Raw genomic sequence first — 16442 nt, forward strand, 5'->3', positions numbered from 1 at the left:
CGGGTGCTTCTGCTGCGGCGAGGCGCTGCGGCTCGCGGCGCTGCGAGAAGCTGCGGTGTGCGGTGCTGCGGTCACGCGGTCAAGCGGTGCGCGGTGCTGTCGGGCGACGCTGCGTCGTTCGGCGTCAGGACGTACTTTCGCAACCCGGGATTTCCCGTCCGTGTCTCGAATGTGAACCCCGTGTTACTCGGCTCTCGCCCGGTGTGTCCCTCGTCACGCGCGGCGCGGGGCGGGGCGCGGGAGGGGGAGACCGGCCCGGAGGGGCCCGATTGTCGGTGGCGCGCGGCAGACTGGGGGCATGGTGAAGCACCTGGACGGGAAGCCCCGCATCGGTCTCCTCGGCACCGGCCCGTGGGCCGGGAACACACACGCGCCCGCGCTGGCCGGGCATCCGGGAATCGAGTTCAGCGGGGTGTGGGGCAGACGCCCCGAGGCGGCGGCCGGACTCGCCGCCGTGTCGGGCACGCGCGCGTACGACGATGTGGACGCCCTGTTCGCGGCCAGCGACGCCGTGGCGCTCGCGCTCCCGCCGGACGTGCAGGCTCCGCTGGCCGTGCGGGCGGCGGAGGCGGGCTGCCATGTGCTGCTGGACAAGCCGGTCGCGACCACGGTGGCCGGGGCCCGCGCGGTGGCCGGGGCGGTCGAGTCCGCCGGGGTCGCCTCGGTGGTCTTCTGCACGCTGCGGTTCGCGGAGCCGACGGCCCGGTGGATCGCGGAACGGACGGCGGAGGACGGCTGGTTCCTGGCCGAGGCGCACTGGCTGGGCTCGCTCTACGGCCCGGGGTCGAGCAGCGCGTTCGCGGCCTCGCCGTGGCGCCGGGAGAAGGGCGGCCTGTGGGACGTGGGCCCGCACGTCCTCTCGGTTCTCCTGCCGGTCCTCGGCGACGTCACGGAGATCACCGCGGTCCGGGGCGCGGCGGACAGCCACCATCTGGTGCTGCGGCACGCGTCGGGCGCGAGCAGCACGACCACGCTCACCCTGAGCGCCCCGCCGGAGGCGGCGGAGGCGTCGCTCAGGCTGTACGGCACCGGGGGCAGAGCCGAGATGCCCCGCTGGGACGGGGCGGTGGACGCGTTCGGCGCGGCGGTGGACGCCCTGGTCGAGTCGGCCCGCACGGGCGAACCGGACCCGTGCGACGCCCGGTTCGGCCTGCGGCTGACGGAAATCCTGACGACGGCGGAGAAACGGGCGACGACGGGCTTCTAGGGACGGGGCTCCAGGGACGGGCTTCCAGGGACGGGCCTCCAGGGAAAGGCCCTGCGGGGTGGCCGTCAACGGGACAGGGCGTCCCGGACGGCCTCCTCGGAGCGGCCGACGACGGCGGTGCCGTCCTCGGCGGTGATGATCGGCCGCTGGATCAGCTTCGGGTGCGCGGACAGGGCCTCGATCCACCGGTCCCGGCCGGCGGCGTCCCGGTCCCACTCCGTCACGCCGAGTTCCCCGGCGACGGCCTCCTGGGTGCGGGTGATGTCCCAGGGTTCGAGCCCGAGCCGGTCGAGCACGGCCCGGATCTCGTCGGGGGTGGGGACGTCCTCCAGATAGCGCCGGACGGTGTAGTCGGCGCCCTCGGCGTCGAGCAGGGTGAGGGCGCTGCGGCACTTGGAACAGGCGGGGTTGATCCAGATCTCCATGGCTCCACGGTACCCCCGCGGACCCTCCGCCGATCCGTCCCTAAACCCGGTCTGGCCAGGGGTGATTGTCGGTGGTGACCGCTAAAATAAGGGGTGAAGGTGAGGGTCCCGGGGAGGGCCCGCACCCCGCCGTTCGCCAGGAGGTAGCCCATGGCTCTCGCCGTGATCCGGACACCGTCCATCGAACCCTGGACCCCACTCCAACGAGCCCCGCTCCCCGCGGGCCGCCCGCGCGAGTGGTACGTCTCGCACAACCGGCGCCTGAAGGCCATGCGCCTGACGATCGCCCTCCTCGACGCCGGTGTCTACATCCCGTCGAAGGCGACGAACACGAAGATACGCACCACGGCCACGACCCTCGGCATCCACCCACCGTCGGACACGACGTGCCGGATGGTACGGGCGCTGATCCGGTACGGGCGCTGACACGCGCGAAACGGCGGAGGCCGTTGTTTCCCGGGCCCCGGGAAACAACGGCCTCCGCCGCATCAGAAGAGCATGCCGTCGTCTTCCTCGCTTTCGCCATCCTCCTCGCCGCGCAGTCCCGCTTCGAGGTCGACCGCATACAGCGGCTGCTCCTCGATGTCCAACACGCGGAGCAGGGCAGTGGTGGGGACCCGGTAGAGTCCGCCGACCCGGAGGACCTGACAGGGGAAGGTTCCCTTGTGGATCAGCCGGTAGGCCGTGCCCGTGCAGATGCCCAGTGCCCTGGCGGCGGTGCGGAGATCCACCATCACCGGGAGTGCGAACGCCTCGGCGAATCCCAGAGAGCCTTGGCCGCCCCTCACCGCTGCTTCTTCCTGGGGCGCAGGGAGACGGTGCCGATGCGGCGCGGCCGCTTGTCCCGTACGGCCCGGCGGACGACGTCATGCAGCCCCAGGCGGTCGGCGAGCGCGCCGACCCGCTCGCCCTCCAGCTGTTCCGCCGAGCCGGTGAACCGCAAGGGGGCACCGAGCCGGTCCCGGCGGTACACGGACGGCAGGTCGACCTCCCAGGTCGGCGTGTCGAGGCCGTCGAGGTTCCCGAGGAGGTCGTGCCCCGGGCGGACCCGGCTCCGTGCCAGCAGTTCGATGTCGGCCGACGGGAGGAACGACCGGGCGGCCCGCGCGGAGCGCCAGGCCTGATTGCCGGCGGTGGAAATCAGGTGGTCGATCGGCAGGGGGTGATGCCGCTCCGCCGTCCGTAGGGCATCCATCAGGCCGAGGGCCAGATCTCCTTCCACGTCGGCGCGGTTCACACGCAGCCGGGCGCAGACACGGTGGGCCATCCCCGTCAGCCGGGGAAGCGCGAGCCAGACGAGCACCAGTTGCCAGGGGCCGTCCGGACCCGTCTCCTCCCGCGCCCCGCGGATCACGGCTCGCCATACCGCCTCGCCGAAGGCCTCGTTCTTGTCAGGCCCGTACAGAGCGGCGTGCGCCTCGGCGATGGAGAGCGTCAGTGTGCCCTGCTTCTCTGTCTCGACGGGCAGGCGCAGATGCTCTGTGGTGCGCGGGTCGTCGAAGTGCTGCTTGACCGCCGTGAAGACGCCGCTCGGATACAGCAAGGTCATGGTTCTCTCCTGTGGTGCCACGCGCAGATGTCTGATCGAAGGGCCGTGTCGAAGGACGGGGAGGGAGCTCCTGGCCGCAGCCCATAGGGACATTTCGGTCAGGAGTCCCAGGAGTCTCAAATTTCCGCGATTTCATCGAGGAGACCTCCCGTAGGGTGCCCGCCGCAGGACGGGCACCCGAGTCATGGCGAGGGAGGGCGTCGGCTGTTAGGCCTGCTCGCCTGTCGGCTTCTCCGGTTTGGCGGTCGGCGGGGTCTCAGGGGTGGACTGCGGCGGCTGGCCTGCCGCGCGGCGGGTCGGGCGGAAGGAGGTCGAGCGCTTGAGCCTCGCTCCCGGGCGGTTCGGGCGACCGCTGTTCATTGAAAATCCCCTTTTCGTGTTCGATCCGAGGTGGTGCGCAGTCCGGCGTGCTGCCGGGCCGCCGACGGAATGTTGCCAGAGCGGCACGGGGGGTGAGGCACCAAATCTGAGGCGAATGTGAGGAGAAAATGAGACAGGAGGGAGAGTTTTGCGGCGCAAGCCTTGGCTCCTATGTGGACATGGGCGTGCGCGGAGGTGGCGGGGCCGCCTCCGGAGGTGTGCGAGAGGAAGATCATTGGATGTGCGGGTGCTCGGTCCAGTCAGTGTCGTCGTGGCTGGCCACCGGGTAGTGGAGGGCAATTCGAGATCGGCGGAGCTGGTCTCCCTGTTGGTGACGTCGCCCTCTCTGGAGATGTGTGCCGAAGAGGTGGCTCGAGCCTTGAGCCCGGATTCACCTCTCTCGAGTAATGCGGTCAGTCAGTCGCTCCGCGTCTTGCGTAGGGAGCTGGGCGGAGAAGAGTGGGTGCCGCGAACAAGGAAGGGCAAGTGTTCTATTAAGGGGGACCCGGAATGCTTCGATCTTCTCCGTTTTCGGGAATTCGTTCGACAGTCGAGCGTCGCGGGGATGCAGCCGTCCGAACGCCTGGGAAAACTTCACATCGCGTTCAAGGAGTGGCCCGACGGTGATGCGCTCACCGGGTTGCCCGGCGGTGAGTTCACGCTCCGCAGGGCCGACCTGAGGGCAGAGTGGCTCGATGCCTCCGTGCTGCGGCTGGAAGCGGCCCTGGAAGCCGAAGAGCGCGAGTGGGCTTTTGAGGAGACGGGAAGTCTTCTGGTGGGGTGGCCCGAGGAAGAGCGTGTCTTCGCATTGCATCTCCGCGCGGGCAGGGGTGTCCTGTCGGCCAAGGAACTGCGCAGGCGGGCGGCGGAGCGGGCGCGTTCGAGTGTGAGGACGCGTGGACTCGCCCGCGCCATCGAGGAGACGAAGAAGACCGCCACGACCAGAAGATCCCGCCCCGCACCCCGGCCGCCGGTCCGACAGCTTCCCGGCCCCGGGAGACCCCTGGTAGGCCGGTCCGACACGGTCGATGCGGTACTGAAGACGCTCGCCGAGGGCAGGGTCAAGGGTGATGTCGTGGTCGTCAAGTTGACCGGTATGGCGGGAGCAGGCAAGACCGCAGCCGGGATCCAGGCGGCCCGGCAGGTCGCGGCGGAGTATCCCGACGGCTCCCTCTACACGGATCTGCGTGGACATACGGGAGACGGTGTCGAGCCGGCCAATCCGGAGGACGTGCTCGACCTCTTCCTCAAGGAGCTTTCCGTCAGGACCAGGGCCCTGGGGACCGATGGCAAGACCAAGGCCCTGCGCAACACGATGTCCAGCCGCTCCATGCTCGTCTTCCTGGACAACGCCGCCACCGCCAGTCAGATTCTGCCCCTTCTGCCGGGAGGCGGCACGTCAGCGGTGATCGTCACCAGCCGACAGGCCCTGCCCGGTCTGAGCGCGAGAACGGAGGTGCACCACGTGCCGGTGGGACTGCTGTCCCGAGAAGAGGCGGCGTCGCTGCTGAGCGAGGGAGTCGCCCCGGGGCAGCGCTTGGCGGCCAAGGCCTCGATCGGCGATCTCGCCGTTCTGTGCGGATTCCTGCCCATGGCCCTCGTCGTCATGGTGGAACGGCTCCGAGGCCTCCCGGTCTCCGCGATCGGCGAACTGGTGGAGCAACTACGGGAAGACAAAAACCGGTTGAACGAGCTTGAACTGTCTGGTCAAGACCTCTCCGTGCGGCTGGCTTTCGACTGCTCGTTCCGGAATCTGTCACGGGAGGCCCGTGTCCTGCTGCGTCGGATGGCGGTTCATCCAGGCCCCACGATCAGTCGGCAGGCGATGCTGCGATGGGGGCATGGCGAGGGGAACCGACCACTCTCCAGAGTGCTCGAAGAACTGGTCGAAGCCCATCTCGTGGAACTCCTGGAGTCCGGCCGCTACCGCCTCCACGACCTCGTGCGACTGTACGGCCGGCACCACGCCCCCTCGGAGGCGGGGGAAGCCGAGGGGCTGCTCGAGCACACCACGCGCACGGCGCTGACCACGTACCAGCTCCAGTACGTCTGGGCCTGCGACCAAGTGCTCGACAAGGAGCGCAACCTTCCGATCCGTCCTGCCCGGGGTGGGGAGACGGTCTGCCCCAAGGGAGAGGCCGACGCGATGGAGCTTCTCGACGCCGAGTACGAGGCGACGGTGGCGACGGTCGAGGCGGCCGTCCGGCACGGCTCCGCCCGAGAAGGCTGGCTGATCGCGATGGCCCTGGTCACGTACCAGTGGAGGCGCAACCGTGCCTCGGCGGCGGAACGCCTGCTGCGCCTCGTGCAGGAGGCGACGCTGGACATCGAAGGAGCCGAACATCGGGCCATGTACCACCGCATGCTCGGAGGAAGCCAGTACCGCCAGCGGAATTACGCGGGCGCCGAGCGGAACCTGCGGCTCGCGGTCCGGATCAGCGAACAGGACGACGGCCCGGCCGCGCGTCTCAGCCTGGCCCACTCCCTGCAGGGCCTCGCCACCGTGCTGCACCGCAGGGAGGACCCGGACGGAAGCCATCGAGGGTACGCCAAGGCCCTGGCGCTCTTCCGGAGCCTCGGAGACGCCCCCGGAGCGGCGGCCGCCCTCGAAGGCCTCGGCACACTCTCCTGTGACGGCGCGGAGTACGGCGAAGCTCTCCGCTTGTGCGAGGAAGCTCTGTCGATCGCCGAGATCACTGGCTCCTCGACGGTCATGGCGAGCATCCTTGCCACCCTCGGGAGGATCCACAGGGAGCGGTACGCGCGAGATCACGCGCTGCGCGCCTACGAACGGGCGATCACGATCTACCGGAGCATCGACTACTGCTCCAACGAAGCCGTGATGCTGCGCCGCAGTGCCGCCATCCTGGTGAGCATGGGGCGGAAGACGGAGGCGGTGGAAGCCCTGGAGCGTGCCGTCCTCCTGCTGGACAGGCTGGGTGACGAGCGGATGTCCGAGTTCCGCGCCACCCTGGAGACCCTCCGCTGATCCCGCTTCCGTACGCCCGGCGGTTCAAAGCGTCGCGTGGTGCGTCCGGTAGTACTCGGTGAGGTCCGGCCTGCGCCGCTTCTTCGGCGGCTCCGACCCGAAGGGGGGAAGGAGCGGGCGGAGGGCGTGGAAGACCTCGCGCGTCCCGGCCGGACGGCGTTCGATCCGCTGATCCACCATGGCCAGAGCGAGGGGGCGGATCCTTTCGGGGACGAGCCGAAGGTCCTCGGCCGGGAGCACCGGGCACCCCGGCCGAGGGCGCTCGACCATGCCCGCATAGGGCAGGCGCATCACGATCATCTCCAGAAAGATGCACCCCAGGGCGAAGACGTCCGCCCTGGGGGTCAGGGCCCCTGGGCCGAATTGTTCCAGCGGGGTGTAACCCGTGGTGCCGCGAGGCAACTCGATGTGGGAACCCGCTTCGACAGCGAGGCCGAGATCGAGCAGTCGCACCCGTCCGTCCGGTTCCACCATGACGTTCTCCGGCTTCACATCGCGATGTACCAGACCCGCTTCGTGCACCTTGTGCAGAATTTCGCAGAGCTGGGCGATGGCCGATGCGGCTGCGGCAAGCCGTACAGGGCGCGTCGACAGCATGACGTCGTGCAGAAGTTCGCCCTCCACGAACTCCATGACGACACAGCGTCGGTTCTGAAAGGTACCTCTGTCGATGAGCCGGGGAATTCCGGAAATCTCGGACAGGCGGCCGGCCACGGAAGCCTCGTGGTCCAGTTCGTCGCCGATCGACGCGTACCAGCCTTCCGACTCGAACTCGCGAGGCTTCTGGAGCTTGACGGCCACCTTCCGGCCGGAAGGGACTTCGCGGGCGGCGTAGAGCATGCCCTGCGCTCCGCTCCCCACCATCTCCATCAACTCGAAGCGACCCAGGGCGAGTTCCCTCGAACGAACCATGAAGGTCCCCTCATGTACGGAAAGAGAAAGGACAGCAGCATGGCAGAAGCCTGGTCACTCCCCGACGGGATCCTCCGGGAATCGGACACAGTCGTCGTTCCCTTGGGGATGCTCAAGGGCAGTGACTTCCGTTGCCCCGCCGCCGACGCGTTGAAGGCCCGGGGGTACAGGGCCCAGATTCCCGTACGACGTCCCAAGGAACGGCTGGAGCACTTCACCTTCGGACCGTTCATGCGTGCGCTTGACGCCGGACCGGACCACAAAGGCTCCGCGGACGTGTCCGGAGGGAAGCCCGCCCACGACGGTCTGGTCCAGTGGACCGAGCACGCACTGGCGACGTATCGCGCGGCGTTCCCGTCCCACCCGGACTCGCCGATGGTGGAAGAACCCACCCCCTGGGCCTATCGACACCAGCTTCCTTCCCCGGACCGGCGAGGAGCCCGCGAATACCGGATCACCGTCTGGGGGCGTTGCCTTCGCTCGGCTGACGGCACGACGCGCGAACTGCGCCTTCCCGTCAACCGGCTGAGGGCCGCACCGTCGAGCGCGGGGCATGTCGCCGCAGCGGCGTTCGTCCTCGCCGAAGGCCGGCCAGGGCCCAAGCCCGCCCGCGTACGCGTAGTGGAGTTCGCCCTGCTCGACGGCCAGGTCAGGGTGCTGTTCGAAGGCACCCGTACAGAAGCCCTCGAGGCGTACCGGTCCCATGGCAGCCAGGCCCTCGCCGCCGTCCTCGACACCCCGGAGTACCGTCCGGGTTCCGCCTGTGCCGCATGTCCCTTCCTCTCCGCCTGCCCGGCCCTGCGCAAGGCGCCGGGGCTGCTGACCCTCGACGCCCCGGGCAGGACCCGGCGCACCTGGTCCGTGACCAACGGCCGCAACTACCGGACGTGCCCCGCCCGCGACCACCTGCGGCGCCTCCGCATCCCGGCCGTCGACGCGATCGAGAAGGGGGCGGACGTCGAACGGGGCCGTGCCGTCCACGCCTACCTGGCCACACGCCACGGCGACGGACCGACCCGCCCGTGCACGGCGGACATCCCCGAGAGGTGGGTGCCCGAGGAATACGAACTGTCCGAACAGGACCGTGCGCTCGGCGCCCTGCTGCTGTCCAGGCACGCCGCCGTGTGCCCGCTGCGTCAGGTACGGGACCGGAGCGACGTACGGCCCGAGGCCCGTGTCGTACGGTACGACTCCACCGCCGACGTGGTGGCCATCGCGGCTCCCGACCTCCTCTACCGCGACGGCGGCTCCTGGGTATGGCGGGAGACCAAGACCTCGCTCGCCGAACGGCGCGGCCGGGTGCCGCTCCTGGAGCGGTACCCCCAGCTGGCTCTGGGGGTCGCCCTGATCGCACGCGGTGACCTCGGGGGTGACTCCTCGGGATCCCGGATCGAACTGGAGACGCTCCGACCCGGGGGCGCCGACCTGGAGATCGTCGACCCCTTCGATCCCGGGACCCGGACCGCCGCGGACAAGGTGCTCAAGGAACTGACGGACACCTGGCACGGCGACAGCCGATTCGAGGCGACGCCGGGCAAGGAATGCGCGCGCTGCGAGATGGCCCGATGGTGCTCCGCCAAGCAGGAACCGGAGGTGGCCGCTTGACCTCCCAGGAAGCACGGCAGCGGACGCCTGGTGCCCTAGGGGACGACGCGGAGGCGTACGCCGCGCTCGCGCGCACAGTGGTCGACCTGGCGGCCGGGACCCGCCTGCGTGCGTTCGCGCTGCCCTATCCACCGGCGGCCCAACTCCTCTTCGACCGGATCGTACTGAGGTGTCTGGGCAGGGGCGAGACACCTCCCCGCAGCCTGCCCGACCTCCTGATGTGGTGCAGGGACGCGACACTCGGCCATCGGCTGTTCGGCCTGCCGCAGGGAGGGGAGGAACAGGCTCTGGTCCACCCCGACCGGCTGCTCCCGAGCCGGACGTGTCTCGAATGGGCGTCGCACGGCGAGGACGGCACGCCCGAACAGCAGGCCGTGCGAATCCTGGCCGAACTCGCCGACAGATGCGGCCCCGTGGACCGCTACCGACAGTGCCGGGCCTTCCTCGCCCGGCATCCGTCGGTCAGCATCCAGGACAGGTTTCCCGGCTCCGGACGATGGAACCCGACGGTGTGGAACCAGGTGAAACATCTGTACCACCCCGTCCCGGAGAACCTGCTCAGGAAAGGGGTGCTCGCTCTCTGCGCCGTATGCCGCATGCCGGCCCTCTCCAAGAATCCCCTTCCGGAGTCCCCGTCGGGCACCGCCCCCGTCTGCGAGAGCGAGAGCTGCGGGCCCGCGGCCGCGGCGAGCCTGATCAGGGAACCGGGCCGGCATCTCCTCCTGGAAGGGTCCCTGCGCGTCTTCCTCGCCCTGCCCCACCGGACGGAGCGTGACGTGCTGGCCCGACTCGCACGCGCCGGCATCACCCCCACGTTCCTCCCCTCGGGCCTGGGGGCCCACCGCATCGAGGGCGAGGGGACGGGAAGGCGCCTGATGAAGGTGTACGACCGTCGGCAGCCCGCCCTTCTCGCCTCCCGGGTGACCGAGACCTCAGCCGCACCGGACGAAGGCCGTGTGCTGGTCGTCGTCCCCCGGCAGACGAGTCAATCCCCGGGCTATCGCGCCGCGTTCGAGGCGGGACTCGGCACCGGCCCGCGCGGACGGGCCGCGCTGGTTCCTCCCGAAGGGGTGGTCCGCAGCCTCCGCGACCGGCGAACGTCCCGGAAGGAAGAGAAGGAGGAGAACGAGGATGCGTAGTCTCGCCCGCGCTCTGCCGCGCGTGCTGAACGAACTTTCCACCCATGCCGGACCGCACGTGGGAAAGCACCTGCTCGAAGCGCTGTGCCAGGTGGAGATCGGCCTGCACCTGCAAGGGAAGCTCACACCGGAAAGCCCTGCCGCACACGCCTGGGTGCTGTTCAGCGGCCACGAGTTCGCGAAGGCTCGAGGGGTCTCTCACACTCCGGAACACGAGGCGATGCTCAGGGTCGGCCGCTACTCGATGTGGACCCTGCGCCGACGACGAGCCTGGCGGGAGGCACTCCTGCACTACCAGCGCTTCGACCCCTCCCTGCGCGCCTTCGACGTGCCCGACCCGAGCCTGCCGGCGACCCCTGGGCATCCGTTCGTCGCGACCGGGCGTCGGGCCACCTACGACGAACTGCTCAAGGCGGCACCCCCGCTCGCGGGCAGGCAGCCCGACGTGGCGCAGGAAGGCCCGCACGCCTTCCCGGTGAGCCGCACACTGGCCGTCGTGGACCTGCCGTCCGTACCCCCCGCCCCCCTGGTGGCACACGACGTGGACGCCCTGCCCCCGGGCAAGGGGGAACCGCTGACCTTCTGTCTCGATGACCTGCGGGAGACAGCCGCGGAGATGGACGACAAGCGATACGCGAACTGGGTCGGCCGACTCGACGATCTCGTTCTGTCGACCAGCAGTGGGGAGGGGTTCGTCCGGGCCGAACGGTTCACCGTCGACCGCGTCCAGCACCTGCTGGGCATCGTGGGCGCGGGCAAGAGCACCCTGCGCGACATCATCGCGGTACACCTGGTCACCCGGCACGCCAAAAGGGTCACCATCGTGGTCACCGATGTCGCCGAGGTCCTCAAGCTGGTGGAACTCTACGGGACCCATACGAACGGGGCCGCCGCTCCCGTGCTCGGCGCCGGTGGCAAGGAGAAGCACGCCCAGCGTCTGCACCGGCGGCTCGCGGGGCGCGGGGAGCACCGGCTGCTCGCCCATGACGATCCGGCTTTCGCCCACCTGAGCACCTCATGCGTACTCAGCCTCATGCGCCGAGGACCCGCCGACGAGCCGCTGGCCTTCGGGGAGGCACCCTGCACCCGCTTGAAGCCCCCTGTGACCCAGCCCCGGAAGAGAGTGAACGGCAAACCCGCGCCCGAATGGCGGGAGCAACCGGTGAGCTGCCCCTACTGGGGGTCCTGCCCACGCCATCACTCCTCCCGGGAGCTGGTGGCGGCGGACATCTGGGTGGCGACCCATGCCAGCCTCCTGGACTCCAGGCCGCCCACCGCTCAGAACGGCGAACGCATCCAGTACCTGGAACTCGCCTGCCGACGGAGCGACCTCGTGATCGTGGACGAGGTGGACCGTGTCCAGATATACCTCGACCAGGCGTTCGCTCCCGCCGTGCTGCTGGCAGGAGGCGCCAAGAACGGCTTCATCGACGAGCTCAACGACCACAAGACACGTGAACTCTCCGTGGCCGGACGGACCCAGCTCTCCGACCGCGAGGTGGAGATCTTCAACGCCGCGTTGAACACCTCCACCGCCGCCACCGACCGCCTGTACGGGATGCTCGTCGCCGACCACGACCTGCGCACCTGGGTGCGCACCGGCTACTTCAGCGCCTGGACGCTTCAGCTGGGCCTCCTGGACGAGCGCTATCCGAGGTCTGCGGACGAAGGCGGGCCCGACCCGTTCCGCGCACCGCGCCAGGCACTCGCCGATCGGCTGGACGCCTTCCGGGACAACCCCTTCGGCGACCGGCCCCGGATGACCGTCGAAGAATTCGGCGAACTCACCGGGCTCCTCAGCGAAGTGCTGCACACCGGAAACCCCGAGACCACCCGGCGACGAGTGACCGAGGTGATGGACCGCGTCTTCGCCATGGAGCCCTGGATGAAGGCGAAGGAGGAGCGGTACGTGGAGGAGCACGCCGCATGGGAACGGGAAGCGCACCGGCAGCGGGGAAAACGACGGGGGAAGGAGCCCCAGCCCCCTCAGACTCCTACCGCCTGGCACGCCGAACTCGCCAAGCGCTTCGAGTTCACCCTGCTGCTGTGCGCCCTCGAACCGAAGCTCGCCCTGATCAGCGCGATGTGGCCGAGAGTCGAGGCGGCGCTCAAGCTCGGGCACAACTCCATGTACCGCCGCCCGGAAGCCTATGGCCCCATGGTGCCCGAGGCCCCCATGGGCAACCTGCTGGGATTCCAGTTCCGGGTCAGAGGACAGGACCGCGGCGGCGTCCGCAGCGGCGAGCTCACCTTCTTCCGGTGCAGTGGCATCGGCCGCGAACTCCTCCGGGCGATGCCTGATCTCGCCACCGTCGACGGACGTCCCGGTGCGCACGTCCTCCTGATGTCCGCCAGTAGCTGGGCAGGGAAGTCCAGCAGATACCACGTCGATGTCCCCGTCGGTGTGATCATCGAACCGCCGCCGGAGGCGGCTGAGCGCATCGGCGAGGAGAGCCTGATGCGATTCGAGTTCGTCGAGGGGGACGAGGAAGGCACCAAGCTGAGGCTCTCGGGATCCAGCCCGGAGGACCGCCCCGAAGTACTGCGGCGCATGACGCGATGGCTCGGCGCCTCGGCGGAGACCGCCACGCACGGCGGACCGCTGGAAAGGGAACTGAGGGAACTCCCCGATGGCCGGGACCAGATCCTCCTGCTGGTGGGCAGTTACGAGGAAGCACGCCTCGTGGCTGACACCCTGCACAACCTCAACTCACGCTGGAAGGACAAGGTCCTGCGGCTCGTCTCCGACGACGAGAAGGTCGACGACGAAGGAGACGGCGACTCCTCCGCCCGGACCTTGCGCCGAGGAGACGTCGAGCAACTCGCTGAATGCGATGCGGACATCCTCGTGGCGCCGCTGCTCGCCGTCGAACGTGGTCACAACATCCTCAACGAGGACGAGCAGGCGGCCATCGGCACGGTGTACTTCCTCGCCCGCCCCAACCCCCACCCCAACGACCTCTCCCTGGCGGTCCACTCGATCAACGACTGGATCGGCCGCGTCCGGGCGAGCGGCGAATTCGCCCGCTGGGTCCGCGACGCCGCAACGATGGACGAGGGGGCGGAGGAAGTACGAGCACAGGCCCGCCGCCGCTGGTCCCAGGTGCTGCGACGGAGCATGGCGTGGAGCCGTCTTGAGGAGGCCGACAGGATCCAGGTGACCTGGGACATGCTGGTCCTGATGTGGCAGGTCATCGGACGTCTGGTCCGCGGCCACGTACCTGCGCGGGTCGTCTTCGTCGACGCCGCCTTCGCGCCGAACCTCGCGGCGGATCCGCCCCTGCTCGACACCCCGGAGAGCAGCCTCCTGCACAGCGTGCTCTCCGTGCTCGACCCGTACCTCGTGGAGGGAAGCACCGAGCCCCCGCGCGACCGGTTCATCGTCCGCGCCCTCTACGAACCGCTCTGGAAGAGCCTGCGCCGCTGCCTTGAGGTACCGGCCGCCACCACCGAGACCGACACGCGACGAGGAGGAGACACATGTACCGAGTAATCCGCACCGCCGCCTACGAGCCCGACCCGGCCCACGGCCCTTGGACCGAGCCCCTGCACGTGGTGCGTCTCGAGGACGAACTCCACAAGGAACTCCTGAAGGTGTACGACCGGACCCGGAACGGGGAAGGACCGTCACGCTCCCTTCCCCTCCGTCGGCTCGACGCCCTGCTCCGCGCCATGGCCCCCGGAGTCCTCGCCACCGCGCGCGGCGCCGGTGGCGACGGCACGATGCCATGGCTGTACGCACGGGAACCCGTGCCACGGGAGGTTGTCGCCCCCCTCGTCGCCACCTGGGCAGCCGGGATGCTGCGGGCCCACGACGACGAGAACGAGGGGGACGACCTCGTACCGGACACCGCGCTGGACGATCTCGACAGAGCCCTCGGAAAACTGCCCCGTTGGGAGCGCGAATCGGTCGACCTCACCGAGACCACGACATCGTTGGGCGGGACGGCCGAGCCAGCCCGGCGGCTGTTCCGGCTTCTTCCGGAGCGGATCGCCTTCCATCTGGCACAGCGCCCCTTCCGGGCCCGGGGCACGGAGCTGGCCTTCCGGGTCGTCACCGCCGACCACGGCACGGAGCTGGTCTCCTGGCCGCCCCGGCAGTACGTCAGCAAGGGGAAGACCTGGTACTACTCGGCGCTCCTCACCGTGACCGTGCAGACCGTCCCGTTCATGGCGCGCTTCAGGGTGCACGTCTCCTACGGCATTCGTCGCTGGACCACCCGATTCCCGGCCCCCTCTCGTGGAGCGAGAGGGGCGACGGTGCTCCTGGACTCCCCTCTTCCCTGGCCCGACGGCCCCGACAGGGGCCACCGGCTCGTCACCAACGCGGTGGGGTTCGACTGGCGAAGGGGACGCCTCGCCTGGCGCGGGCACAGCCCCGCACTCCTGATCTCCGACCTCGACATCGTCCACCGCTACCCCGAGCCGGCCGAGTTGTGCGCGAAGCCGGAGAAATGGCTCGCCGGCGCGGGAGGCATCATGGCCGGCGTCGTCCACAGCTCCGCGCACGGTGCACATGGGGTCGGACCAGGACTGATGCCCCAGGAACGGGCGGAGCTGGACGAGTGGGTCGAGGAAGGGCTGGCGCCGATGTTCCGCCGGGTTCCGGATCTGACCCGGGTCACCCGGCGGAACATTCCCGCCCTCCTGTCCCGGCAGACCACTACGGAAGCCCCCGCCCGGGAGACCGCCGCGACGACCGCCAGGCGCGGCGTCCTCACCGGGGCACTCTCCGGCGGTCCACTCGACGTGGAGGTCCTGTGGCAGTCGGAGGAGACCCGGGAGGCCCTGCACACGGCCCTCTCCGACGTACTCGGAATGCCGCCGGGAGACAGGACCGGAGGACCGGAGGACGAGCGCTGGCACTGGCGAGGGAACGGTATCGACCTCAGGGTCCGGGCCCGCTCGGCGGGCGAGTTGGTCTCCTCACTGGAGGTGTCGGGAGACCGGAGGCGGCGCCGTGCGGCCCGTCTGGCGGAGGCGGTCGAGAGGCGGTCCGCACTCGTGGCCGATCACCTGGCGAGCCCGGACGGGGCGCGCGGCGCCGCGATCATCGAGATCGCGGGAAAGGACCGCTTCCCCGATCCCGACACCGATCCGAAGCACGCCTTGCGCATCGCCTGTGCCCGCCAGGAACGAGTCAGTCAGTTCGTCAACCTGCCCGAGGACTCGGCCGCGTCGCTGCCGCACCGGGCCCGGTGGGCCTGGTTGGACACGCTGCGTCAGCTCGGTGCCATTGAGCCCCCCGCCCACCGCGCCGGTGACGGGATTCCGGCGGACCTGCAGTACGCCGCCCTGTGGCTGGTGCGTCACACGCGCCGGGGACCGACCCGAAGCCCCGCACGTCGGCTGATCGCCGTACGCGTCCGGAGCGACGGCGGGCGGAGCACAGTGGAGGGGTGGAACGCGGAGCGGGCCGCCTGGGTGCCCTACCCCGACCTGCTGCTCTCGCTCGTGTCGGAAGCCGCTTTGACGGAGCCCGCCACGGTCGAACAGCACATTCGTTCGGTGCTGTTCCAGCTGAGGGACCGGCCGACGCTGCTCCTCGCGGACGTGGGCAACCTCCGGCAAGGCTGGCCTGGCCTCAAGCACGGGAACCTGGCCAGGGACCGGCTCTCCTTCGGCGAGGGGACGGCCCAGCGGCTGGCCCTCTACGGCCCCGATCTGCGGATCGTCCTCACCCGCGACGCGAACGGGCGGGACGAGGTGCCCGAGTGGTACGCGCACGACGGAGCGGGGAAAGCCGGCTTCTCCCAGGGTGTCTGGGGTCAGGACGAGCCCGACCGTCGAGTCTTCGTCAGCACGGCGGAGGTTCCCCACACCGCGACCCTGCCGAAAGGGCTCAGGAAGATCGTGCCGTCGACGGCGGCGGGCCGCACGGCGCCGGGCAAGACCGCCTGGAACCCAGCCCATCTGGAGCTGACCGTCCTCGGTTGTCTGACCGAATCGGCCCTGGCCGGAGCCGGTCGGCCGGACGTCCCCGCCGACCGCCCGGAGGAGTGGGCGACCCTCGCCCATCAGCTCCGCTTCCACGACGACTACCCGCCTCTGTCGCGCCCCTTGCCTCTCCATTTGGCCCGCCTGGCGGGGGAGTACGTCCTGCCTCTGGACACGAGCACACCTTGACGGCACCGAAGGCCGCAGCTCCCGGATCCCCGGGAGCGTGACGGCCCCAGATTGCCCAGGGCCAGCTTCGTCCCGGCCAGGTTTTCCAGCGGGGGAGCAGCGGAGAGGACCCGCGCGGTAGTCAACTGTG

The 16442-nt window shown here is 69.8% G+C and carries 11 protein-coding genes; 7 read left to right on the forward strand and 4 right to left on the reverse strand.

What is annotated here, in order from left to right:
• The first annotated feature begins 298 nt into the window (after positions 1-298).
• Positions 299-1207: a Gfo/Idh/MocA family protein gene (locus BU197_RS25355; protein WP_188270632.1), complete on the forward strand. Its 909-nt coding sequence runs from the start codon at positions 299-301 to the stop codon at positions 1205-1207.
• Between the two features lie 65 nt (positions 1208-1272).
• Here the strand turns inward: BU197_RS25355 and BU197_RS25360 are convergent, their stop codons facing one another.
• The gene (locus BU197_RS25360) at positions 1273-1632 is read right to left on the reverse strand and encodes an arsenate reductase family protein (protein ID WP_188270633.1); all 360 of its coding nucleotides are present in this window, start codon (positions 1630-1632) and stop codon (positions 1273-1275) included.
• A 150-nt stretch (positions 1633-1782) separates the two neighbouring features.
• On the opposite strand from BU197_RS25360, the gene BU197_RS25365 reads away from it, so the two are divergent.
• Positions 1783-2058 carry a hypothetical protein gene (locus BU197_RS25365; protein WP_188270634.1) on the forward strand — a complete coding sequence of 92 codons (276 nt, stop codon included), beginning with the start codon at positions 1783-1785 and terminating at the stop codon, positions 2056-2058.
• A gap of 62 nt (positions 2059-2120) precedes the next feature.
• Here BU197_RS25365 and BU197_RS25370 read toward each other — a convergent pair whose 3' ends face one another.
• Positions 2121-2366, reverse strand: a complete 246-nt coding sequence (locus BU197_RS25370) for a helix-turn-helix domain-containing protein (RefSeq protein WP_188270732.1) — start codon at positions 2364-2366, stop codon at positions 2121-2123.
• Positions 2367-2416: 50 nt separating this feature from the next.
• Entirely contained in the window at positions 2417-3181 is a 765-nt protein-coding gene (locus tag BU197_RS25375) for a hypothetical protein (protein WP_188270635.1), read from the reverse strand.
• A gap of 925 nt (positions 3182-4106) precedes the next feature.
• Here BU197_RS25375 and BU197_RS25380 point away from each other — a divergent pair.
• Complete coding sequence (locus BU197_RS25380; RefSeq protein ID WP_188270636.1) at positions 4107-6530, forward strand: tetratricopeptide repeat protein; 2424 nt, start codon at positions 4107-4109, stop codon at positions 6528-6530.
• Positions 6531-6554: 24 nt separating this feature from the next.
• Here the strand turns inward: BU197_RS25380 and BU197_RS25385 are convergent, their stop codons facing one another.
• The gene (locus BU197_RS25385) at positions 6555-7442 is read right to left on the reverse strand and encodes a serine/threonine protein kinase (protein WP_223183076.1); all 888 of its coding nucleotides are present in this window, start codon (positions 7440-7442) and stop codon (positions 6555-6557) included.
• Positions 7443-7718: 276 nt separating this feature from the next.
• Here BU197_RS25385 and BU197_RS25390 point away from each other — a divergent pair, with 276 nt between their 5' ends.
• Genes BU197_RS25390 through BU197_RS25405 form a run of 4 tightly spaced genes read left to right on the forward strand, consistent with a single transcriptional unit; the run spans position 7719 to position 16312 of the window.
• Positions 7719-9047 carry a PD-(D/E)XK nuclease family protein gene (locus tag BU197_RS25390; RefSeq protein ID WP_317452147.1) on the forward strand — a complete coding sequence of 443 codons (1329 nt, stop codon included), beginning with the start codon at positions 7719-7721 and terminating at the stop codon, positions 9045-9047.
• Positions 9044-10186, forward strand: coding sequence for a hypothetical protein (locus BU197_RS25395; RefSeq protein WP_188270639.1), 1143 nt, complete (start codon positions 9044-9046; stop codon positions 10184-10186). Before BU197_RS25390 ends, BU197_RS25395 begins: the two co-directional genes overlap by 4 nt.
• Complete coding sequence (locus BU197_RS25400) at positions 10179-13679, forward strand: hypothetical protein (protein WP_188270640.1); 3501 nt, start codon at positions 10179-10181, stop codon at positions 13677-13679. Before BU197_RS25395 ends, BU197_RS25400 begins: the two co-directional genes overlap by 8 nt.
• The gene (locus BU197_RS25405) at positions 13667-16312 is read left to right on the forward strand and encodes a pPIWI_RE module domain-containing protein (protein WP_188270641.1); all 2646 of its coding nucleotides are present in this window, start codon (positions 13667-13669) and stop codon (positions 16310-16312) included. Before BU197_RS25400 ends, BU197_RS25405 begins: the two co-directional genes overlap by 13 nt.
• Positions 16313-16442: the final 130 nt, after the last annotated feature.

The organism is Streptomyces sp. CBMA291 (assembly GCF_014596525.1).
Classification (GTDB): Bacteria; Actinomycetota; Actinomycetes; order Streptomycetales; family Streptomycetaceae; genus Streptomyces.